At 62.6% G+C, this 22268-nt stretch carries 24 protein-coding genes and 1 tRNA gene; 4 read left to right on the forward strand and 21 right to left on the reverse strand.

The genetic code is table 11. The features are described from left to right. Positions 1-12: 12 nt before the first annotated feature. From GSQ73_RS10990 to GSQ73_RS11005, 4 genes are read right to left on the reverse strand one after another with little or no spacing between them, the layout of a single operon-like run. On the reverse strand, positions 13-579 hold the full coding sequence (locus GSQ73_RS10990; protein WP_216844767.1) for an SAM-dependent methyltransferase: 567 nt from the start codon (positions 577-579) through the stop codon (positions 13-15). Next, entirely contained in the window at positions 569-1303 is a 735-nt protein-coding gene (locus GSQ73_RS10995) for a PIG-L family deacetylase (RefSeq protein WP_158883935.1), read from the reverse strand. The genes GSQ73_RS10990 and GSQ73_RS10995 overlap by 11 nt, the downstream gene beginning before the upstream one ends. Continuing rightward, positions 1287-2444, reverse strand: a complete 1158-nt coding sequence (locus GSQ73_RS11000; RefSeq protein WP_158883937.1) for an acyl-CoA dehydrogenase family protein — start codon at positions 2442-2444, stop codon at positions 1287-1289. The genes GSQ73_RS10995 and GSQ73_RS11000 overlap by 17 nt, the downstream gene beginning before the upstream one ends. Next, positions 2441-3673 carry a glycosyltransferase family A protein gene (locus GSQ73_RS11005; protein ID WP_158883939.1) on the reverse strand — a complete coding sequence of 411 codons (1233 nt, stop codon included), beginning with the start codon at positions 3671-3673 and terminating at the stop codon, positions 2441-2443. Before GSQ73_RS11005 ends, GSQ73_RS11000 begins: the two co-directional genes overlap by 4 nt. Before the next feature lie 386 nt (positions 3674-4059). On the opposite strand from GSQ73_RS11005, the gene GSQ73_RS11010 reads away from it, so the two are divergent. Next, positions 4060-5094, forward strand: coding sequence for an alpha/beta hydrolase (locus tag GSQ73_RS11010; RefSeq protein ID WP_158883941.1), 1035 nt, complete (start codon positions 4060-4062; stop codon positions 5092-5094). A 64-nt stretch (positions 5095-5158) separates the two neighbouring features. Here the strand turns inward: GSQ73_RS11010 and GSQ73_RS11015 are convergent, their stop codons facing one another. Continuing rightward, positions 5159-5656 (reverse strand): hypothetical protein, encoded by a 498-nt coding sequence (locus GSQ73_RS11015; RefSeq protein ID WP_158883943.1) that lies wholly within the window; start codon positions 5654-5656, stop codon positions 5159-5161. Positions 5657-5870: 214 nt separating this feature from the next. Here GSQ73_RS11015 and GSQ73_RS11020 point away from each other — a divergent pair, with 214 nt between their 5' ends. Next, the gene (locus GSQ73_RS11020) at positions 5871-6125 is read left to right on the forward strand and encodes a hypothetical protein (RefSeq protein ID WP_158883945.1); all 255 of its coding nucleotides are present in this window, start codon (positions 5871-5873) and stop codon (positions 6123-6125) included. Between the two features lie 103 nt (positions 6126-6228). After that, positions 6229-8025, forward strand: coding sequence for a thiamine pyrophosphate-requiring protein (locus GSQ73_RS11025; protein ID WP_158883947.1), 1797 nt, complete (start codon positions 6229-6231; stop codon positions 8023-8025). A gap of 65 nt (positions 8026-8090) precedes the next feature. Here GSQ73_RS11025 and GSQ73_RS11030 read toward each other — a convergent pair whose 3' ends face one another. From GSQ73_RS11030 to GSQ73_RS11040, 3 genes are all read right to left on the reverse strand, one after another. Further along, entirely contained in the window at positions 8091-8378 is a 288-nt protein-coding gene (locus GSQ73_RS11030; RefSeq protein WP_158883949.1) for a hypothetical protein, read from the reverse strand. A 236-nt stretch (positions 8379-8614) separates the two neighbouring features. After that, positions 8615-8700 (reverse strand) — tRNA-Leu (locus GSQ73_RS11035). Positions 8701-8727: 27 nt separating this feature from the next. After that, on the reverse strand, positions 8728-9309 hold the full coding sequence (locus GSQ73_RS11040; protein ID WP_158883951.1) for a cysteine dioxygenase family protein: 582 nt from the start codon (positions 9307-9309) through the stop codon (positions 8728-8730). 125 nt (positions 9310-9434) lie between these two features. Between GSQ73_RS11040 and GSQ73_RS11045 the strand changes: the two genes are divergently transcribed. Next, entirely contained in the window at positions 9435-10622 is a 1188-nt protein-coding gene (locus GSQ73_RS11045; protein ID WP_158883953.1) for a hypothetical protein, read from the forward strand. A gap of 75 nt (positions 10623-10697) precedes the next feature. On the opposite strand, the gene GSQ73_RS11050 is transcribed toward GSQ73_RS11045, so the two are convergent. The 13 genes from GSQ73_RS11050 to GSQ73_RS11110 all read right to left on the reverse strand — a co-directional run bounded on the left by GSQ73_RS11050 (position 10698) and on the right by GSQ73_RS11110 (position 22116). Then, positions 10698-11816 carry a homoserine O-acetyltransferase gene (locus tag GSQ73_RS11050; protein WP_158883955.1) on the reverse strand — a complete coding sequence of 373 codons (1119 nt, stop codon included), beginning with the start codon at positions 11814-11816 and terminating at the stop codon, positions 10698-10700. After that, positions 11813-12868: a hypothetical protein gene (locus GSQ73_RS11055; RefSeq protein ID WP_158883957.1), complete on the reverse strand. Its 1056-nt coding sequence runs from the start codon at positions 12866-12868 to the stop codon at positions 11813-11815. The genes GSQ73_RS11050 and GSQ73_RS11055 overlap by 4 nt, the downstream gene beginning before the upstream one ends. Then, positions 12865-13275: a cytochrome c-type biogenesis protein gene (locus tag GSQ73_RS11060; RefSeq protein WP_174236096.1), complete on the reverse strand. Its 411-nt coding sequence runs from the start codon at positions 13273-13275 to the stop codon at positions 12865-12867. Before GSQ73_RS11060 ends, GSQ73_RS11055 begins: the two co-directional genes overlap by 4 nt. Before the next feature lie 98 nt (positions 13276-13373). Then, positions 13374-13916: a DsbE family thiol:disulfide interchange protein gene (locus tag GSQ73_RS11065; protein ID WP_158883959.1), complete on the reverse strand. Its 543-nt coding sequence runs from the start codon at positions 13914-13916 to the stop codon at positions 13374-13376. Beyond that, positions 13913-15895 carry a heme lyase CcmF/NrfE family subunit gene (locus GSQ73_RS11070; RefSeq protein ID WP_158883961.1) on the reverse strand — a complete coding sequence of 661 codons (1983 nt, stop codon included), beginning with the start codon at positions 15893-15895 and terminating at the stop codon, positions 13913-13915. The genes GSQ73_RS11065 and GSQ73_RS11070 overlap by 4 nt, the downstream gene beginning before the upstream one ends. Further along, on the reverse strand, positions 15892-16374 hold the full coding sequence (gene ccmE, locus GSQ73_RS11075) for a cytochrome c maturation protein CcmE (RefSeq protein ID WP_174236097.1): 483 nt from the start codon (positions 16372-16374) through the stop codon (positions 15892-15894). Before ccmE ends, GSQ73_RS11070 begins: the two co-directional genes overlap by 4 nt. A 24-nt stretch (positions 16375-16398) precedes the next feature. Beyond that, the gene (ccmD, locus tag GSQ73_RS11080; RefSeq protein WP_158886413.1) at positions 16399-16581 is read right to left on the reverse strand and encodes a heme exporter protein CcmD; all 183 of its coding nucleotides are present in this window, start codon (positions 16579-16581) and stop codon (positions 16399-16401) included. Between the two features lie 20 nt (positions 16582-16601). Beyond that, positions 16602-17366: a heme ABC transporter permease gene (locus tag GSQ73_RS11085; RefSeq protein WP_158883965.1), complete on the reverse strand. Its 765-nt coding sequence runs from the start codon at positions 17364-17366 to the stop codon at positions 16602-16604. 134 nt (positions 17367-17500) lie between these two features. Further along, complete coding sequence (gene ccmB, locus GSQ73_RS11090; RefSeq protein WP_254063386.1) at positions 17501-18193, reverse strand: heme exporter protein CcmB; 693 nt, start codon at positions 18191-18193, stop codon at positions 17501-17503. Further along, a complete protein-coding gene (ccmA, locus tag GSQ73_RS11095) occupies positions 18186-18821 on the reverse strand; it encodes a cytochrome c biogenesis heme-transporting ATPase CcmA (protein ID WP_158883967.1) in 636 nt (211 codons plus the stop codon). Before ccmA ends, ccmB begins: the two co-directional genes overlap by 8 nt. Positions 18822-18873: 52 nt before the next feature. Next, complete coding sequence (locus tag GSQ73_RS11100) at positions 18874-19284, reverse strand: DUF3293 domain-containing protein (RefSeq protein WP_254063387.1); 411 nt, start codon at positions 19282-19284, stop codon at positions 18874-18876. Further along, entirely contained in the window at positions 19277-20671 is a 1395-nt protein-coding gene (locus tag GSQ73_RS11105) for an NAD(P)/FAD-dependent oxidoreductase (protein ID WP_158883971.1), read from the reverse strand. The genes GSQ73_RS11100 and GSQ73_RS11105 overlap by 8 nt, the downstream gene beginning before the upstream one ends. Positions 20672-20763: 92 nt before the next feature. Continuing rightward, positions 20764-22116: an APC family permease gene (locus tag GSQ73_RS11110; RefSeq protein ID WP_158883973.1), complete on the reverse strand. Its 1353-nt coding sequence runs from the start codon at positions 22114-22116 to the stop codon at positions 20764-20766. Positions 22117-22268 lie beyond the last annotated feature (152 nt).

The raw sequence follows: 22268 nt of genomic DNA on the forward strand, positions 1-22268 counted from the left end.
CTGCATGGCGGCTCAGTGGAACCGCCACAGGTCGAGACGGTATTCGGGATGGCGCACTTCCTCCAGCACTGACACGGGCATCGACGAGCGCAGGCGCTCGACCGCCGCGTCGGCAGTCATCGGGTAATTGGTTTCTCCGGTCCAGTGCGCAAGCACCACGTCGGCGCCGCGATCTGCCTGGTGCGTGAGTCGCGACGCGAGTCGATCGATCGCATCGGGCTCGAGGTAGTAAAGAATTTCCGAGAGAACCAGCAGATCGAACGGCGCGTTCCATTCGCCGTCGGGCAGATGCGCATGCACGAACGTCACGCGTGAATCCGCGCAGCGCTGCATTGCGATCGTCAGCGCGCGTTCGCTGATATCCACCGCCGTCAGTGCGTCACAGAGTCGGGCGAGCCGCGCCGTCAGCACGCCGATGGAGCATCCGAGTTCCAGTCCGCGACGATACGTGGCGCGCGGCAACACGCCGATGGTGGCTGCATATTTCTGCGCCTCGTACGGACTGTCGGCGTAATTCCACGGATCCGCATGTTCCGCGTACAGGTTTTCGAAATACTGTCCGTCGAACTCAGGCTTCAAGGTAGACCTCGTAGCCTCGATCGAGTCGATCAAGCAGTCGTTTAGGGAGCACGAACGCCTTCGGTGAATCGGTCACGACGCGGCCATGCTGGCTGGCATGCGCGGCAATGGCGCCGCGTTTTTTTTCACGTGCCTCCGCGATGTCCACGCGAAAACCGTGCGGATCGGCAACGTTCTCGCCCGCCGGCAAAACCCAGCTCCACACCGGATACGCAAGCAGCCGGCAATGTTCCAGGCCGCTCATGGCGGCAACAGCGAGTCGATGCGCCATCTGGTGATCGCCATGCGGATCGGTGGATGCGGTGACGCATACCATGCACGGCGCGAGTTTCCCGATTACCAGTCGCAGTTGCTCGGTGATGGTGCTGAACGCGTGGTCGCTCATGCCCGGCAACGAACCATCAGGCAGGTGCATGAAGTCGAGGCTGCCGGAAGGCACGCCAAGATGTTCCGCCGCGGCGATGGCTTCGCGCATCCTGATTTTTCCAAGCTGGATGGCGGGGACGACGGCCGACCCGGGATGCGAGGCTTCGCCGTCGGTGAGGAACAAGACTTCCACGCGCCGGCCGTGACTCGCCGCCCACGCGAGCAGGCCACCGCAGCCCATGCTCTCGTCGTCCGGATGCGGTGCGATGACGAAAATCGTGCGATCGCCGACCAGCGATTCGAAGGTCGCCACCGGAAGATTTTCCAGCGCGAGGTGATAGTCAGCGCTTGAGATCATCGTGCAGGCCCGGCGTCGGATGAATCGGTGCGTCGAAGGCGCGACGGCCGATCGCATCGCGCAAACCGTCGGGCGCGGGTTGGCGCAGATAAGTGGCCAGATCCCGCGCGATGCGTTCGAGCTCGCTGGCCCGGGAGAACGCGCTCAAGCCGACCGAGCGCTGGACGATTTCAAGTACGTCGAGCAACTGCCGCTCCACGACCATGCGCGCCATGTCGACCTTGGCAATGACCTCGGCGGCTTCGAGTGCATCGTCGAACGAGGCGCTTGATGCAACTTCGACCCAGAGTCGCGCCGTCTCGATCGCGGCAGCACCTTCAGCCATGCGCGCGCGTTGATGCGCATCGTCGGCGCGTCCGCGTTGCACCAGCGTCAGCCGCATTACATCGAGCAAGGCGCGTCCGGCGCCGAGTTGCGCGGCAAGAAAACGCCAGGCACCGCCGGAGAAAATTGGCTGGCGATGATAATCGTCGGCCGCGCCGAACACCTGATCCGACGTGATCGCGCTATTGAATGTCACTGAACGCGTCGTCGACGCGCGCATGCCCTGCATACTCCATTCGCTGGCCGGTCCGGTTACGTACGAATCCAACGGCCACACCATGACAGTGCCGAGTTGCTCGTGTTTCGCGGTCACCAGTGGCCGTTCGATATGTCCCGCACCCGATGCATAAGCCTTGGAACCTTGCAGCCGGAAAGCGGCCGGTGGATGTCCCGTCAACGACATTTCGCCGCGCGGCGAAGGCGCGTTCCACACACCGAGCAAACCGCCACCATGCACATGCGCACAGAGCGCGTCGCGTTGTGCCGAGGTGCCGAATGTCCAGAGCAGTTGAAAGGCGTTGACGTGGCCTTCGAACAAACGCGCCACCGACAGATGCACGCCACCGATGGCCTGCAGCACATCGAGCAGCGTCGCCCGCGATGTCGGGCGCCAGCCCAGGCATCGACCGCCCCAGACTTTCGGCAGCACGGCTTTCGTGCATCCGGCCTGCTGCAGCAAGGAGATCGCCTTGGTCGGAAAACTTTCGGACTGATCGTCTTCGCGCGCCGCCTTGGCGAGATCATTTGTCACACGGGCGAGCGAATCGATCAGCGGTTCGTTGACCGATCGTCGCGCATGGGCCGGGGCGACGTTCATGCGCTCATCCCCAAGTCCATCGGTACGCTCGTATCGGGGCCGTCCGCATCGATATCGCGTATGTCCGGCTCGCGCCAGTTCGGCCGCACGCCACGGCGCACGGTTCGAAGAAGATCCTGTGCCCGCTGGATTTCAAGCGCCAGATGAGAGGGCGCGATCGCGCGTCGTACCAGGCGCGGCGAGGCCGCTTCCAGCGCGTGCCAAGAGGCGCCGAATGTTTCGAGCTCCGCCGCCATTCCGACGATGTGCAGCGACACGCCGAGATCGGCTGCGAATTGTTCGATCAGCACGCGTTCGGGTTTGCGATGCAGGTGCAGCTGTCGCCAGGTGGCGCGCAGCGATGCGCGAAGGTAGGCGCGATCCGCACGCTCCAGGCGATCGTCACACCATGCGTCGGGCACGTGCGAGCGATGCCGCAAGGTGTCGGCCATGCCGCCTTTCGCCCGGCCGAACAGACGTCCGGACGTCCGAACCGGAATCATGGTTTCGTGGCGCACGTGAAGGTCCAGCGCTTCCATGGCTCGGATGAACGCGCGGTCTTCGCCACAGGCCAGCGAAGGCAAGTCGTCGAGTCGTCGCACCGCCGCCATCGTTGTGGCGAGGCTGGCGCCGGATGCGTTGAAGTGGCGCGGCCACGGATCGTGATGCACCGGATCGAGCAGCGATTCCAGTTCATCGATCAACCCGGTGTAGCAAGCTTCCAGATGATTGCGATGATCCAGCGAACTCACGATCTGCTCGCAGTCGTCCTGGTTGATCGCGACGCAACCGGCAATCGCATCCCAACCCTGTTCGAGCATCCGGCTGTAGCGACGCACCCAGTCGTTCGGCACGCAGCTGTCGGCGTCCGTCATGAAGAGTTGACCATGCGCCGCATGCGCCATGTCCATTGCCGCATGATTAACGAGCCAGCGCGCGCGACCCGCGCTGCGTTCGGCATCGGGCAGATCCACCTGGATAACCACCGCCGCCAGCGGCCATTCGTGCAGATGCTGCAGAAGCCATTCGGCGGTGCCGTCGGTGCTGTTGTTGACCAGGAAAACCGCGCGGATTCGTGCTGCCCGGTTCGTGGCCAGGAAGCTGAATGCCTGCTGCTGCGAAAGCGCATGCACGCAGGCATCGATGCGATCGATTTCGTTATGTACGGGAATGGCAATGACCACGTCGGCCGGTCCCATCGCCAGTGATGGCGCATTTTCGCCTCGCGCCACGAGATTCGATTGGAGCATGCACTGCGCATGCGCGTGGGAAAGCTCGAAACGCACGTTGACAGTCAGGCCGGCAGCTCGCGACGGCGTGTGGAGAAGACAGCGTCTCCCGGAGTTCTGCTCAGGATCGATACGCAACGTGGACACCCTCTGATAGGAGGGGAAAGTGCACGTGGACAAATCAAATCGAGGTGATTGATCGGTGTGGCGACTGATCACGCCATCGACGGAAGGCACCGCGGTTGGCGCTTCACCCGCATTGCACGATGCAAGGCAGTCGCTGAATGCAAACGCGTGAATGCGCAACCGGAATGCCTCCGTCGCCGTAACTAACCATGTCGCTCGTGCTTCCACGGGCTTCATGGCAATTCGCCGATAAAAATTGCGCAATTTGATCAGGAGGCTTCATGAGCGACCAAGGCAAACCCAATCCCATCATCAACGCCGTATCCGACGCGATTGGTGCATTGCGCGCCGACGACGACATGCACGATCTGGCGAAGGCACACGAGGACTTGGGCCCGAAAGCGATCGAGAAGCTCGGCGTCGCGGAAGCACGCGCACAGCCGACCATCACCGACGCGGTGAATCATCTTCTGCAGAAGCAGGGCAAGTCGACCGATCCGGAGGAGCTGATCCCCGGCGTGGTGCGCAGCGACGAGACGATCAGCACAGCCAACGGCGATCTCCACGCCTTCGTCTACACGCCGGTGGGCAAGGACAACCTGCCGATCATTGTCTATTTCCATGGCGGCGGATGGGTGATCGCCAGCGCCGAAGTGTATGACGCCGGCGCACGCGCACTGGCGCAAGAAGTGCAGGCCATCGTCGTGTCGGTGGATTATCGGCTGGCCCCGGAACATAAGTTTCCCGCAGCGTGGGATGACGCGTTCGCCACCTATCAGTGGGCGGCCGAGCATGCCGAACGCCTGCATGGCGATCCGAAACGCATGGCGCTTGCCGGCGAAAGTGCCGGCGCCAATCTTGCGATGGCGACGGCACTCGCGATCCTCGGCTCTGGCTACCCCTCACCACGTCACGTGCTCGCGGTCTATCCCGTCGCGCAAACTGGCAGCATGCACACCGAGTCGTACATCGAGAACGCGATTGCCAAGCCGCTCAACAAGGCGATGGTCGAGTGGTTCGTGGGGCACCTGCTCAACAACGACGACGAAAAGAGCGACACCCGGATCGATCTGGTGAATGCCGATCTGACCGGCCTGCCGCCAGTGACCATCATCAACGCAACCCTCGATCCGCTGCGCAGCGATGGCGGCATGCTGGAGGACGCGTTGAAGAAGGCCGGCGTATCCGTCGAGCGGAAAATCTACACCGGCGTGACGCACGAATTCTTTGGTTGCAGCGCCGTGGTGTTGAAAGCTCGCGAAGCACAGGGATTTGCCGGACAGCGTTTGCGCGACGCGTTGGACCTTCGTCCGTAAGCGATAGTCCGTCCGCGAGTCGAACAGAATCCGCACGCACGATTCTCTTCGACTCGCAGCCAGATCAGACTTGCGATTTCCGTTGGGCGTTGTGCGTGTTCGGCCGGTCAGCCAATGCATCCTTCGGATCGTCATCGCCCGGTATGCGTTTGGGTCCTTTCTTCGGACCACCCGGCGATCCCTCGATGCCGCCTGCGTTGGGACTATGCGAACCGGTCACGCGCTCGGCGTTGCCCACGGGCATCGCGTGATTGCGAGTGTCGCCTTGCGCACCAAGATCGCCAGCGGCGCCCGGCTGCAACGAGGACGGACTGCCGGAAGTGTCGGTGGATGGATGCGCACCATCGTCCCCGGTGAAGCCTTGGTGCGCGCGACCGTCATGCGGGTCGCGTCCGCCGCCTGTATCGAGCGAGGGTCCCGGTCCTTTGACAGCGCCTTTCGACGCTCCTGCTTGGGGGTTGACCTTTTTCGCGTTCGCTCCAGCGAACTTGATGCCTCCGCCATTTTTGGCAACCTTGCTACCGTCGCCATCTTTTTTCGTATCGCGCTGTTTGCCTGTCATTGCCATGTCCGCTTGAGTCGAGTGTGCAGCGAGCATCGACCAAGGCAAGTCGGCGACACATGAAGCGATGACGCGAATCTCCTCAACCGGTCTTCACGTGGCGGGCCGCGACGCGTCGAGTGAAGTGCGCGTCAACCCGGTCGAACATGGAGTGCACGCGCGCGCAACGACCGTGTGTGGCAGATTGCGTGAAACCAGCAGGGAGCGAAAAACGATGCAGAACGATTCATCTTTCCACGTACCGCCGCCGCATAAAGTGAAGCGCGAATTCGATCAGGCCGATATCGACGGCAAGCCGGTCGAAAACGTCGCAGGCATTGATACAGGCCCAGAGCCGAGCGTGCCCGGCGTGCCGCGTTCGTCGCCCGAAGAACAGCGCCCGCCGACCGAAGACGACCAGGATGTCGAGTTGCCGGACGATGGCCCGTCGCACTACGGCGAGGACGTCGAGCGCGACAGCGACGCCTGAGTCGTCCAGCTCATCGGCCGAGCCAGAATCGTCATCGATCGAACACCACGCATTCACCGTGGCCTGCCTAGTTTTTCGCATCTTGCCCTGCATGGCGAACGCGATGAAACCAACGGTCGGTGATTTGATTCTTCAGCGCTTGAGCGACTGGGGAATCAAGCGGGTCTTCGGTTATCCCGGCGACGGCATCAACGGGTTGATGGGAGCGATGGGTCGGGCCGCCGATCGCTTCGATTACATTCGCGTGCGCCACGAAGAAATGGCGGCCTTCATGGCAGGCGCGCATGCCAAGTTCACGGGTGAGGTCGGCGTGTGCTTCGCCACCTCGGGCCCCGGCGCGATCCATCTGTTGAATGGCCTGTACGACGCGAAGATGGATCACATGCCGGTCGTCGCCATCGTTGGTCAGAGCAAGCGCAGTGCGTTGGGCAGCGATTTCCAGCAGGAGGTCGACCTGCAATCGCTTTACAAGGATCTCGCTGGCTATGTCGAAACCATCGCATCGCCGACCCAGGTGCGTCACGTCATCGATCGCGCGTTTCGCATCGCGGCTGCGGAACGCACCGTCGCCTGCGTGATCGTTCCCAACGACATCCAGGAGCTGACGGCCGTTGAAAGTCCGCCGCGCGAAAACGGCGTGGTGTATTCCGGCATCGGCTACGCAAAAGCCCATCCGGTTCCCAGCCTCACCGAACTGCAACGCGCGGCCGAAGTGCTCAATACGGGCAAGCGTGTCGCGATCCTCGTCGGTGCGGGTGCGTTGAAGGCGGGGGATGAAGTTACCGCCGTGGCCAACCGGCTCGGTGCCGGCGTCGCCAAGGCGCTGCTGGGCAAGGCGGTGTTGCCGGACGATCTCCCGTTCGTCACCGGCAGCATCGGCCTGCTGGGCACCAAGCCAAGCTGGGAAATGATGAACGACTGCGACACGCTGCTGATGATCGGTACGACGTTTCCGTATTCCGAATTCCTTCCCGAAGATGGTCAGGCGCGCGCGGTGCAAATCGACATCGCGCCACGCAACGTCTCCATGCGCTATCCCGCCGAAGTCAACCTCATTGGTGACAGCCAGGCGGTGCTCGCTTCGTTGCTGCCATTGCTGCATGTAAAAGAAGATCCGGCTTGGCGCGAACGCATCGAACTCAACGTGCGCAAGTGGTGGCGAGCGCTTGAAGCGAAAGCGATGGAGCCGGCCAGTCCAATCAACCCGCAACGCATCTTCTGGGAGCTGTCGCCGAAGTTGCCGGATCAAGCCATCATCTGCGGCGACTGTGGTTCTCACACCAACTGGTACGCGCGCGATCTGAAACTGCGGAAAGGCATGATGGCTTCGTTGTCGGGCAAACTGGCCACGATGGGCAGCGGCGTTCCGTATGCGATCGCCGCGAAGATGGCGCATCCGGAGCGCCCGGTATTGGCGATCGTGGGTGATGGCGCGATGCAGATGAACGGCAACGCCGAGCTCGTCACCGTCAAGCAATACTGGAAACAGTGGAAGAATCCATGCTTCGTGGTGATGGTGCTCTCGAACCACGACCTCAACCAGGTGACCTGGGAGCAACGTGCCCTGGCCGGCGATCCCAAGTTCGAGCCCGCGCAGAACGTCGAGGCGTTTCCTTATGCGGCGTACGCCGAAATGCTCGGCTTCAAGGGCATCCGCGTCGAGCGACCCGAAGACATCGCACGCGCTTGGGACGAAGCGTTTTCAGCGGATCGCCCCGTACTGATCGAATTCGAATCTGATCCCGACGTGCCGCCGCTTCCGCCACATATCACCTGGTCGCAGGCCAAGGCATATATGACGGCATTGCGCAAAGGCGATCCCAATGAAGTGGGCGTCATCCGCCAGAGTCTGCGTGAGCTGTTCGCTGGCATTCTGCCCGGTAAGGATTCGGACGTCTGAACGTGGCGACGTGTTGCAACGCCGGCGTTGTTGGAAGGGCAAGTGGCCTGCAGGAGCAATTGACCCTAATAGCGGATCGCGGCAAGCAACGCATCGCGGTAGAAATCCGCTTGCGGTCTCAGGCTGTCGAGGGCCAGTTTCGGACTGCCGGTGGGGTGGCCACTTTCGAATCCAAGGTCCAAGGCACTCGTTTCGTAGTTGGACAGAAACAGGTCGAAAGCGATGAGTGCGTCTCGCGGACGCGAGTGAGTTGCGATGAGCGCTTGCATCATCAGGCTCAGGGCGTTGAGCGCGCCCAGATTTTCCATCGCGAGGCGTTCCAGCCGCGCGATTCGATTGCTGTCGGTTTCCATACCGTCCTCCGCTGATCCTGCTTTTTCGGATGCCCGTAGCTTACCGCCGGCCGGGCTTCGCCTTTCGTTTCTGCAAAAACCCGTGACCTATAAAAAAAGCCCCATTCGCAGGGGCTTTTTGTTCGTCCGTCGGTCAAGTCGAGATCGATAACTCTCGCAACGGTCCAGATGCATTCGCGGTCTCAGGCAACTGTCCTGGACGCCTTTTTACCATTCAACGATTGATCACAAGCATTTGGTACCGGTGAGAGGACTCGAACCTCCACTGTGTCACCACAAGCGGATTTTGAGTCCGCCGCGTCTACCATTCCGCCACACCGGCATGTGTGAGCTGCGAATTATGCCGGGTTCAGTGGACGCGGTCGAGTCCCAGCACACGGACGTCGCGCTCGTACCAGCGATCCTCGGGCAGTGGCTGGAATACCGCGCACTGGGTCATCGGGCCGGAATAGATATGCAGGCTCACGGTGACCGACTTGTCGCTGGGATTGCGGATGCTGTGGTATTCGTGCGGCGGAATCAGGCTGCCGGCCGAACCGGCGCCGGCCTGGATCGAGCCGATCGGCTGGAAGCGATAGTGCTGGGCGTCGTGCTCGAGCAGTTCGTACTGCACGATTTCCAGCGCGCCGTTCCACACGCCTTCGACGCACCACATGCCGTCGTGGTCGTGGATCGGCGTGCCCTGGCCCGGCCCCCAGGTCATCGCTACCACGCAGTAGCCGTGCTCGTCGCTGCGATACAACTCACGACGCGCGTAGTGATCGGCGCAGGCTTCGAACACGCAGTCGGGCAGCTTGACCTCATTGTCGCGGATCAGCCGGCACAGGCTGTTGCGCAGGCTGTCGGTGAGTTCGTGGGTGTTGGGCTTGGCGACGGCGCTGTCGATCGCGTCGATCAGCGTGCGGCTGCCGGGGAAATCCAGGGTGAGCATAGAGGCGTGTCCATCGGTGGAGCGGAATGCGTGATGCAGGAGGCATTATAGGCGCCGAACGAGCCATAGGCGGAATCGATGCGCACCAGCCGCGACGCCTTGTGCCTGAACAAAGGAAGAGAGCGATGCGCAGGAACCTGATCGCGATAGTGCTGGCATGGCTGGCGTGGACGCCGCTGCATGCGGCAACGAACTGCCTGTTGGCGGCGCCACTTGCGACCGTGGCGCAGGCGCAGGCGCATCTGCAGGCGCAGCCCGTCGAGGACATGGATACCGACGTGCCTCCGGCGGTCCGCACCGATATCCGCATGCTCAAGGACGCGCTGACCGCATGGATCGATGCGCGCCTGGCGTGTGCAGACAGCGCCAAGCCGGATGTCGCCAGCATGCAGACCGAGCTCACGGCGTCGCTGAAAAATTTGCAGCCGAAGCCGGACGCTTCCGCGCCCTACGGCAGCGACATCATCGTGTCCGTGCAGCAACCTGAAAACGCACCACAGTGGTTGCTGGTGCAGCTCGGATTTTCGATCGAATGCGGCGACGACAATCTGCTCCTCGTCTACGCATCTCGAGATGGTGCATGGCGACCGGCAATGCGGTGGCGCAGCGGGGAATACGACAAGATATCCGGTGCGTTCGGCGCTGGATTCAAGACACTCGTGTTGTCCGGCGCGACGCCCAGACTCGTAGTGTTCCACGGCACGCCATGGTGCACTTCGCGATGGAGTGGCTTTGATCTGGACGTCCTCGCGTCGGGTGCGAAAGTCGACAGTCCGCACTCGCTGTTCCATCAGCAGCACGGCTATGTGATCGGTGATGCCGAACCCGCGCTCAAGCCGAAGGCCGATGGTTTCGAGTTGCGTGCCGAAGTCGGCATGCGCGACATGGATGTGATGACGCGCACCGGCATTTTTCGGTATCGAATCGACGGAAATACTGTCACGCGCGTGCAGCCGGTCGCGCTCAATGGGCGTGACTTTGTCGACGAATGGCTGCAGGTCGAATGGCACGAGGCGAAGGAATGGAGCGATCCATCGGCCTTGCATGAGCTTGGACGCATGCACGCGGAACTGGCTGCGGATTACGGCGCGAAAAATAATTCGAAGAGTTTCACTTTCGGCGCGGTGCGATCGTGCACGGACGATCGGAATGTCTATCAGGTTCAGCTCGACCTGGCGCCACTTGAATCGCAGGGCGATTCGGAATCGCGATATTTCCGCATACGTTCCGACACCAACAGCTTCAGCATGCTTTCGATATCGCCGACGCCAAGTCCGTCGTGCCGTGGCGGTGATCTGATGAAGAAGGCCTGAGTAGTTGCCGCGCGGTCGCGCATCGAAGCGGTTGATGGAACATCGAAGCCTGCTTCGCTACGCGCCGACAAACTTTCAGAGTCGCGACAGAAATCCGCCGATCGCGTGGCTGTAATTTTCGATGTCCACCAGGAATGCATCGTGGCCTTGCGGTGAATCCAGCGCCACGAATTCCACCGCTGCGCCTGCGGCTTCCAGTCCCTGCGCAATCTGTTCTTGCTGTTGCAGCGGGAACAGGATGTCGGTGCTGACGCCGATCACCATCGCGCGTTCGATGCGGATGCGCTTCAATCCTTCTTGCACGCTGCCGTTGCCGTATTCGGCCATGTCGAACCAGTCGCTGGCGCGCGAGAGATAGAGATAACTGTTGGGATCGAAGTTGCGCACGAAGCGCTGCGCGTGGCCTTCGAGATACGACTCCACCTGAAACTCGCGGCCGAACGGCTCCTCTTCGCGCTGATCCGGATCGAGCCGGATGCGTGCGAAGCGTCCGTTCCATTCCATCGCCGATCGATAGGTGATGACGCCGAGCTTGCGCGCGATGCTCATGCCGGTATCTGGATAAACACCGCCTTCTGCCGCGTGAATATCGTAACTGCCGTCGTTCCAACCAGGATCGAGGCGAATTGCTTCCCGCTGCAACGAGCGGATTGCGATGGCGAAGGGCTGCGCTTGCGGTGCGGTGTCCACGCTGATGTGCGCGCGCACGCTGCCGGGGTGCAGCAACATGTATGCGAGCGCGCTCATGCCGCCCATCGAGCAGCCGATCAGGCAGGCGAGTTGCGTGATGCCGAGGCTGGCGACGGCAGCGTGCGCGGCGTTGGCGACATCCTCGAGTGCGAGCTCGGGAAAGCTCAATCGATACGCTTTGCCGGTGACGGGATCGATCGACGCGGGACACGTGGAACCCTTGTCGCTGCCGAGCGAGTTTACGCAGATCACGAACCAGCGCGAGGTATCGATCGCCTTGCCCGGACCGGCCATGTCCTGCCACCAGCCGGGAGATGGATCGGTTTCGCATGATGTCATGTGCGCGCTCGGCGAAAGACCGGTGAGCACCAGCACGGCGTTGTCGCGCGCCGCGTTGAGTTCGCCCCAGGTTTCGTAGGCAACGTGCGCTTCGCGAAGCTCGCCGCCGCGCTTCATCGAGAACGGCGAGGGCAGGGCGAAATAACGGCGCGCGTCCTGTGTCATGGGTGAACCTTGTCGATGCGGATCGCGATCGGTGCGCTGGCGTCTACGGAGACCACGCCGGCGTCGCCTTCGAGATCGCCGGCCTGTGCAATCGGTTGGCCGCTGTGGCTGATCCGCGCGCCGACGAAAACGCGCTTCACGGACGACAGTTTCGTCGCAGGCACCATCGCCATCGCATCGGTGAGCGTGACATTGGCTGGCAATTGGTGTGGATCGAGTTTCGCCACCGCCAGCGGCATCGGCGCGCCGTGCTCCGCACGGGCGTAGACGAACAACACATCTCCCGCTGCAATCTTGTTCGTCAACGCGGGCGACAGACTGACGCGTATCTGCAGCGATGCACCTTGGGTGTCAGCGAGGATTGCGCCGCTGCTCGAAGCTTCGGCAGGTGCGGCACCGGCACGTGCATCGGCGACGGCGATTTGTTCGGCGACCGCCTTGGCGACGGTCGAGCCGGGTGCGAGTTGCGGCTGCAGCAATCGCCATGTTGCCGATGCATCGCGATACTGGCCGTGCTGGAAATCGCTGATGCCGAGCAGCCACAAGCCGCGCTGGTTGTCCGGATGCGCCTGCACCGCGCGCTTCACCAGATCGAGTGCGCGGCCATTGATCATGTGGTCGTCGCGGATCATCGAATCGGCTTCGGCCCAGCCGACCATCGCCTCGCCGTTTTCGGGATCGAGCTTCAGCGCGTGGTCGTACGCATCACGCGCATCGGCCGGGTTGTGCAGCATCGTGCTGGTCTGCGCGAGCAACATCCAGCCCTTCAGATCACCGGGCTGTTCGGCCAGATGCGCATGCAATTCGGTGACGGCCTGCTTCAGAGTAAGCGGTTGCGCGGGTTCGGTCGGCACACCGTTTAATGCGACCGGTGTGCCGATCAACAGATACAGGCCCACGGCTGCGAGCGGAAGCACGAAGGCGATCACCAGACTCAGCACGAATGCGTGTGGGCGTCCTGATTGGCGGCCGTGACGCACCAGCGGCACCAGCAGCGCGATCAGCGCGGTGGCGATCATCGCGGCGGCAACGAGAAAGAAAACGATTTTCACCAGTCGTCCCCGTTCTCGATTGAAGGTTCAACGATGGCGCCGCTGCGATCCCGCTTGCGAATCACCACCGCAACCGCGATCGCGCCCGCCAGCAGAAACAGCAGCGGACCGAACCACAACAGCCAGGTGCCGGCAGTCAATGGTGGGTCGTACAGCACGAATTTCGAATAGCGCTCGACCAGATATTGCTTGATCTGATCGTCACTGCTGCCGTGCTGCATCATCTGGAAAATCTGGTTACGCAGATCACGTGCAATCGGTGCGTTTGAATCGGCCAGCGTTTCGTTCTGACACATCGGGCAGCGCAGTTGCTCCGTGAGATGCTGGAAGCGAAGCTCCTGCGCATGATTGGCAAACGGCATCGGTTCTATCGCCTGCGCATGCATCACTCCAGCAAAAAAAAGCATGGCAGCGAACAGGATCCGTAGGAGCGCACCCTCTGCGCGAACGGACTTCGTCGGCAAACGGGTTCGCGCACAGGCTGCGCTGCTACGGAGCAGTTGCATCACGGCTTTTCCTTGAGCAACACAGCGATCGCCGGCTTCAATTCGCTCGTCACCACGTCGCTGGTCAACGGACCGATGTGCTTGTAGCGGATCACGCCCTTGCCATCGATCAGGAAACTTTCCGGCGCGCCGTACACGCCGAAATCGATCGCGGTGGTGCCGGGTACATCGGCGATCAGCACGCTGTACGGGTTGCCGTGTTCCGCCAGCCAAGCTTTCGCATCGTCGGGCGCATCCTTGTAGTTGTATCCGATCAGTGCCACGCCGAGCGTCGGAGCCTCGGCCTGCAACACCGGATGCTCCGCACCGCATTCCACGCACCAGCTGGCGAACACGTTGAGCAGGTAAGGCTTGCCGAGGAGGTCGCGCTTGCTCACCGTCGCGGTCGGCTCATAAAGCTTGGGCAGATTGAATTCCGGTGCCGGCTTGTCGAGCAGCGGCGAGGGAATCGCGCTCGGATCATGGCCGGTGTTCCACCAGATGCCGAAGCCAAGCAAGGCGACCAGGAGCACGAAGCCGAAGAACGGAACGAGACGGCTCATGCGCGAACCTCACGCGCGGTTACCTTGTCGGGCGTGGCGTTGTCTTGCGCATTGGCCACGCGGCGCACGCGGAAGCGACGATCGCCCGCAGCGACGAAACCACCAAGCATCATCAACAAACCGCCGGCCCACAGCCATCGAATGAACGGCTTGCTGTAAAGCCGCAGCGCCCACGCGCCGTCGATGTGTTGCGCATCCATCGGTTCGCCGAGCGCGACGTAGAGATCGCGCGTGATGCCCGGATCGATCGCCGATTCAGTCTGCACCTGCTCGCGCGTGTAGATGCGTTTTTGCGGATGCATCACGGCGATCGGTTTGTCATTCAACGTCACCGTGACCGTGCCTTGATCCGCGCGCCAGTTCGGGCCCTGCGTTTCGGTCACGCCATCGAAACGAAATGCGTAGCCGCCGATGCGCTGCACATCGCCCGGCGCCATGCGCACGTCGCGGGTGACGCTGAGCGATTCGGAGAGCAGCACGCCGATCAGGAATACAGCCACGCCTGCATGCGCGAACAGCATGCCGGCCATCTCCGCCGGATAGCGCCGGCCGCGCGGCATCTCGCGCCAGCGCTTGATCACGTAGAGCGCCACACCGACAGCCACCCACACAGCTGCGGCCACGCCGGCGATGGCTTTCATTTGGCCGTCCACAAGAAACGCGGCAATGATCGCGCACGCGACGGCGGCGAGGCCGGCACGTGCCATCACGCGCTTGAGCACGGGCACCTCGCCCTTGCCCCAGCGCAGGTACGGACCGAACGGCAGCAGCAACACGATCGGCAGCATCAACAACGGAAACATCAGGCCGAAATACGGTGGGCCGACAGAAATCTTGCCGAGGTTCAGCGCGTCGCCGATCAACGGAAAGAGCGTGCCGAGCAACACCATCGCCGCGGCCACGGTGAACATCAAATTGCCGACGAGGATGGCGCTCTCGCGCGATACGACTGCAAAGGGTTTTCCGCCTGCGACCTTGGGTGCGCGCAATGCGTAAAGCAGCAGCGAACCACCGACCACGATGACCAGGAAGCACAGGATGAACAGGCCACGTCGCGGGTCCGATGCGAACGAATGCACCGAGGTCAACACGCCCGAGCGCACCAGGAACGTGCCGAGCAGCGACAGCGAGAACGCGAAGATCGACAGCAGGATCGTCCACGCGCGCAGCGAGCCGCGCTTCTCGGTGACGGCTTGCGCGTGGATCAACGCCGTACCGACCAGCCACGGCATGAAGCTCGCGTTCTCCACCGGATCCCAGAACCACCAGCCGCCCCAGCCGAGCTCGGCATAAGCCCACCAGCTGCCCGCGACAATGCCGCAGGTGAGGAACGCCCACGCGATGTTGGTCCAAGGCCGCGCCCAACGCACCCAAGCCTGTTCCAGTTCGCCGCCGAGCAGTGCCGCGATGGAGAAGGCGAACGCCACCGAGAATCCGACATAGCCCATGTAGATCACGGGCGGATGGAAGGTCATGCCCGGATCTTGCAGCACCGGATTCAAGTCGCCGCCATCAGCCGGCATCGGCAGCAGACGTCCGAACGGATCGGAGGTGAACAGGATGAAAGCGAGAAAACCGACCGCGATCAGCCCGAGAACGCCGAGCACACGGGCGACGAACGGCTCCGGCAACTGGCGACTGAACGTTGCCAGCGCGAGCGTCCACACGTTGAGGATGAAGATCCACAGCAACATCGAACCTTCGTGCGCGCCCCACACCGCGGCGATGCGGTAATACCACGGCAGCGCGAGGTTGGAGTTTTCAGCGACATACTGCACCGAGAAATCGAAACGCAGGAACGCCCACACCAGCAGCACGAACGCCAGCACCACGAAAAACCCTTGCGCGAACGCGGCCGGTCGCGCCACCGCCATCATCGCCCGGTTGCCGCGCCACGCGCCGATGATCGGCAGGATGCTCTGCGCCAAGGCGAGCAGCAGCGCGAGGATCAGTGCGAGTTGGCCGAGCTCCGGAATCACTGCGCGCCGCCTTGGCCGGCATCACCCTGATCGACCCCTTGCGGCATCTTCTTGTTGCCGTGCGCCTTGGCCATCGCGTCCTTCAGTTCTTTCGGCATGTAGGTTTCGTCATGCTTGGCCAGCACTTCGGTGGCGACGAAATGCGCGCTGTCCATGTGGCCGGTAGCGATCACCGACTGATTGTCGCGAAACAGGTCGGGCAGGATGCCGGTGTACTCCACCGGCATCGCGCCATCGGCATCGACCACGGTGAAGGTGACTTTCAGCGAATCCTTGTCGCGCTGGATCGAGCCGCCCTTGACCATGCCGCCGAGACGGAACGTCTTGTAGCTGCCAGCCTGGCCCGATTGCACCTGGCTCGGAGTGAGCAGGTAATTCATGTTCTGCTGCAGGGCATACACGCCCAGCGCAACCGCGAGCGCGGCAGCGGCCACGACCAAAGTGACGATGACGAGCCGGCGTTTGCGGGTGGGATTCATGGGCATGTTCGACAGCCGTTCGCGTCAGGGGGACGGCGTGGTGGAAAAAGAGTCGGCGCGCGTCTGCCGCACACCTTGCCGTGCGATGCGCGCGCGCAGTTCACGCAACACGCGGCGTCGACGAATACGCGGCGCGATCGCGTCGGCGATCAGCACGATGAAGAACACCGCATAAGCCGGCCAGACATAAGCGGCGTAACCGCCCATCGAAAGGAAATGCTGGAGCGTCACGAGCGGGCCTCGTCTTGCGCGATCTGTCGCACCCAGTCCTTGCCGCTTTCCAGTGACAGCAGGTCGGTGCGCACGCGACGGAACAGGCTCGCAATGTAGTAGAACTTTGTCGCCAGCATCATCAGCAGCAGCGGCCACAGCATCGCGCCGGACATCTTGGAATGGCCGAAGATGCTGATGGTGCTGCCCTGGTGCAGTGTATTCCACCAGTTCACCGAGAAATGCACGATCGGCACGTTGATGATGCCGATGATCGCGAGGAACGCCGCGGCACGCGCACCCTGCCGACGATCCTCGAACGCGTGGTAGAGACCGATCACGCCGAGGTACAAAAACAGTAGTACGAGTTCCGATGTGAGTCGCGCATCCCACGTCCACCATGTGCCCCACATCGGTTTGCCCCACAGCGAACCGGTGACCAGCGTGATGAAGGTGAACGCCGCGCCGATCGGCGCCGACTCCATTGCCACGACTTCGGCAAGCTTGATCCGCCACACCAATGCGATGAACGCCGCTATGCCCATCACGCCGTAGATGAACATGCTCATCCACGCGCTCGGCACGTGGATAAAGATGATGCGATAGGCGTCGCCTTGCTGGTAATCCGCCGGAGCCAGCACCAGGCCGCCGTACAACGCGATGGCGCCGGTGATGATCGCAAGCGCCATCGCCCACGGACGTACGACGCCGGCGAAGCGATAGAAGATCGGCGGCGAGCCGAGTTTGTGCAACCAGAGGGGGATCCAGCTCGAGCTACTCATGAGCCAAGGTCCGGGTGGCAGGCGCTGATCGGCTGTGGGGTTCGCAGAAAGAATGAAGCATGCATAGACAAAAGGTTGAGTGATGACTTGCCGTGGAATGGTTGCATTCCCTTGGACAGACGCTCGGGCATGATTCAGGCATCCAGCGCGATACGAAGGGCGGCAGCGCAGGCCATCGGCGCCAGCACCACCGCCAGAACCAACGCCGCACCGAGCCAGGCGATGGGCGAGAACCACGGCAATCCCTGCTGGGCCGCTGCCACCGCGCCGGCGGCGAAGATCACCGCAGGCACGCACAAAGGCAGCAACATCAAGGCGAGAAGCATACCAGAGCGCCTCGTTCCGGCCGTCAGTGCCACCAGCACGGCGCCGAGCAGGCTGAGCAGCGGCGTGGCCATTAGCAGGGCAAGCAGCAACACCGGAATCACCGCCACCGGCAGATGCAGCATTGCGGCCAGCAGCGGCGAAATCACGATCAGCGGCAACGCCGTGGTCAGCCAGTGCGCGAGAATTTTCATGCCGAGCATCAATGCCAGTGGTTGCGGCGCGATGACGAGTTGTTCGAGCGATCCATCCTCGATATCACTGGAGAACATCGCATCCAGCGCCAGCAGCATCGCCAGCAATACCGTCACCAACACCACGCCGCCAGCGATGCGCAGGAGCAACGTGTCCTCCGGCCCCAGCGCAAACGGAAACAGCATCGTCACGATCAACGCATACAGCACCGGCATCGCGATATCGCCGCGACGACGCCACGCCAGCGTGAGGTCGCGTCGAAGCATGGCGGCGCAGGCGGGTGCAAGGCTGGCTTGATGCTCAGTCATGCATGCGGATCCGCTGTGGTTCGCCACCGTGGAAACTCGCCGTGCCGTGGCTGGTGACCAGCGCCACGCCGCCTGCGGCGGTGTGGTCTTCCAGCAGTGCGTTGACCAGCGCGATGCCGGTGCGGTCGAGGTTTGCATACGGCTCGTCGAGCAGCCACAGCATTGCCGGAAGCAGCACCAGTCGCGCGAGGGCGGCGCGTTTCTTCTGCCCGGCGGAAAGCCGTCGCACCGGTTCGTCTTCGTAACCGTGCAGGCCGATGTTGGAAAGCACGCCCGGAATGTCGACGCCATCGCGACAACCATGCAGGCCGACAGCGATGCGCAGGTTCTCGCGTGAGCTGAGGTCGCCCTTGAGACCTAGCTGGTGTCCGAGAAAAAGTATTTGTCCCGCGCATTGATCGCGCTGCAGGGTTTCGCCTTGCCAGAGCAGTTCGCCTTCGTCGACATGCAACAGGCCTGCAAGCATGCGCAACAAGGTGGTCTTGCCGCTGCCGTTGTCGCCTTCAATCAGCACCAGGTCGCCCGCATGAAGCTGGAAATCCAGCGGCGCGAACACTGGTTCGTCCTGGCGCTGGAAGCTCAAGGCCCGCGCTTCGAGCAGGGGCACGGCAGTGGAGGCGTAAGTCATTGCCTCGATTGTCCGCAATGGGGGCTGCGGTTGTCCATGCGGCGCACTGCCGCTAGTCGTGCGTCCAGCGCAATCGGGCCAGGCCGAGATCATCGCCGTAAACCCAGGCGAGTTGCTCGTAAAGCACCGCGAATGCATTCAGCGATGCGACATCAGGGCCGACCACGAAGAGGCTGGGTTCCTGCCATGCGTCGCCCACGCCGACGGCAGGAAGGATCGCAACGGTCGATGGCAATGCCTTCAGCGCATCGGCCAGCTGTCGTTGGGCCACGCGGTTTGCGAGCCGATTCTGCCGCAATCCATGTGGATTCCACGCGGTGATGAATCCCCATGGTTGCGTGCCGACGTGTTCGCGCAAGGCCGGCGGCAACGGAGCGCCGATGCGGATCGTTGCGTAGCCGCCGCGCGACAACCGCACGCGATAGTCGGTGCCGTTGTACGCGGTGGTGAAATCCTCAGTCACGCGGCAGTGGCGGAAGGTTCGAATGCAGAGATCGCACTGCGGCATCGAGATCCACATCAGCCACGCGCGTCGAGCCATGCAGCAACGAGTCCAGCAGCGCATCCTGCGCGCGGCCGCGTTCGAGCGCGTAGGCATAGGGCAGGTGAGTGAACGTGACCAGCCGATAGCGCGCCATGTAATGCGTGGGCGCGCGCTCGGCCAGCAATGCGCCAAGTTCGCGTCGCGCGAGGTAATGCGGATCGGCGACCGAGTCGCGCATCTCGATGTAGTTTTCCAATGCCATCGCGGCGATCGCGTTGGCATTGGGCTGGCGCATGCGCTGGAATTCGGCGAATACGTCGGCGCTGTCGTCAGGTGCTTCGGCAAGCAGATCGGCCAGTGCCACGGTGTCCTCGAAACCGCAATTCATGCCTTGGCCATGAAACGGCACGATCGCGTGCGCGGCGTCGCCGATCAACAGCGCGCGGCCGTCGATGTGCCAACGATCGAGGTAGAGCGTGGACAGCGTGCCGACCGGATGCGCACCGAAGTCTTCGTCGAAGTCACGAATCAGCGGCAGCACATCCGCAAACTGCTCGCTGAAAAACGCGCGCGCCGATCGGGCATCCGGCAGCGTTTCGAAACTCGGCGCTTCACCGTGCGCGGGAAGAAACAGCGTGACGGTGAAGCTGCCTTCGGTGTTCGGCAAGGCAATGCACATGTAGCCGCCGCGCGGCCAGATGTGCAACGCATTCGGCTCCAGTGCGAACTGGTCGTGACCACCAGCGGGCGCTAGCAGGTCCACAGAGAGTTGGCCGGCAGGCGGAATTTCGAGTTCCTTGTAGCCGTGACCGAGCGCTTCGATGCGTTCGCCCAGTGCCGTGTGTGCATTCATCGCATGACGCACCGCCGAGCCAGCACCATCGGCGCCGATAAGCATTCCCGCCGGCAGTTCGCGCTCGGTGCCGGACGCATCGGAAAGGCGAATGCGCTGGCGATCGAAATCCGCAGCGATCAGCGACTGGCCGAAATGAAAGCGCGCGCCCGCTGCTTCGGCAGCTTCCAGCAGCAACATGTTCAAGCCGCCGCGCGACACCGACCAGATCACTTCGCTGTCGTCGATGCCGTAGCGCTGCAGGCTCGGTGCGCCCTCGCGCGGATGCACCATGCGGCCGCGCATCATCACTGCGCGTTGCATGACATCGTCGGCCAGCCCCGCCTTGCGCAGCGCATGCAGTCCGCGCTCGGCCAGGGCGAGGTTGATCGAACGCCCGCCGATGAAACCGGCGCGGCGCGGGTCGGCTCGCTTCTCGTACACCTCGACCGCGAAACCGCGCTGCGCGAGTTGTTGCGCCAGCAATGCGCCGACCAGGCCAGCGCCGATGAGAGTGATGGGTTGCTGCGCCATGTTGCGATCCGTGAAAGCGATGGCCGCACTGTTCCGCAATCGATGCGCAACTGCAATCCCGTGAGCGAGTTCACGCAGACAACCAGCATCAGTCAGGCGGGGCGTTTCATCCAGAAACCCTGCAGACGATAGACCGGCCAACTCAGCGCGAGCAGGGCCATCGCGATCAGGCTGTGGCTTCGATCGCTCCACACGGCTGCGATCAGGAACAACAGCGAGCCCACAAGTGCAACCGCGGGAACCACCGGATAACCGGGAACGCGGAAAGGTCGCGGCGCATCCGGCAGGCGTCGACGCTGCACGAACAACGCGATGAACGTCAGCGCGTAGTTGGCAACGAAGAAGAACGCGAGCAGCGCCAGTACCGCGTCGAACGTGCCGGTGAAAATGAAAGTGAGCGCCACCACGGTACCCGCCAGCAATGCGGGCACCGGCGTGCCACCGTCGTTGACCCGCTTGAAAATCGGCGGAAACAGGCGGTCGCAACTCATCGCGTAGGGGATGCGCGAACCCATCAGCTGCAACGCATTCACCGCAGAGAAAAGAGAGAGGATGGTGAGCACGCGCAGCCATGTGTCGCCCTTCGGTCCGAACAGCCGCCCGGCGGTGGTCGCCGCAACGAACGGATCGCCGGCCATCGCGTCGATGCCGACCACGCGAAGGAAGGCGATATTCAATGCAAGGTAGATCAGCAACACGAGGATCACGCCGCCGATCATGGCGCGCGGCAGGTCACGCCCGGGGTGGCGGATTTCCTCGCCGAAATACAGTGGGCCGGTCCAGCCATCGTACGTATAGATGGCCGATTGCAACGCCACGATGACCGCCGCCAACAACCCCAGGCCAACGGGGAGTGTCTTGGGTGCGACGACGTGCGGTACGGACGGCGGCACGCTCATGACCAATGCAGCAACGACCAGGGTAATCAGCGCCAACGCCTTGAGCAGGCTGGTGATCAATTGGGTAACGTTGCCGATGCGGATGCCGCGCCACTGCAGCAACGCGAAAGCCACCACCACGCCCGCGGCCACCAGCGTCTCGTGTCCACGCAAGGGCAGTATCAACGGACCGATATATTCGCCCAGCACCATAGCCACTGCTGCGGTACTTCCGGTCGTGCCGATCCAGTCGGTCCATCCCGCGATGAAACCTGCGAAGGGGCCCAGCGCATGGGTCACCAGCGGGTAAAGTCCACCCGACCGCGGCTGCATCGTGCCAAGTTCCGCGAGGCTCACCGCGCCGAGCAAGGCGTAGCCTGCGCCGAGAATCCACACAAGCAGAAACAATGGAACGGAGTGAACGCGAGCGGCCACTTCGCCGGGGGTTCGCAGGATGCCCATGCCGATGGTGTTGCCGATCAGTACCGCCAGACCGAAGGCGACACCGAGTACACGCAGCAATCGGCCGGCGGTCGAAACGGGTTTCACGCGGATCGGTGCGGACATCCGGACTTCCTCGGTGATCAAGCCGTGAGAGGAAACTTTTCGCCTTCGATGCAGGAAGCAGCAAACGTTCAAGAGCGATCGATGTTCGGCCGCTCTCACCGTTCGTGTGGTTCCCCTTTCGCGATCCTAGCCTTAATCGAAAGACGTCGCGC

This window comes from Rhodanobacter sp. L36 (genome assembly GCF_009765755.1).
Classification (GTDB): Bacteria; Pseudomonadota; Gammaproteobacteria; order Xanthomonadales; family Rhodanobacteraceae; genus Rhodanobacter.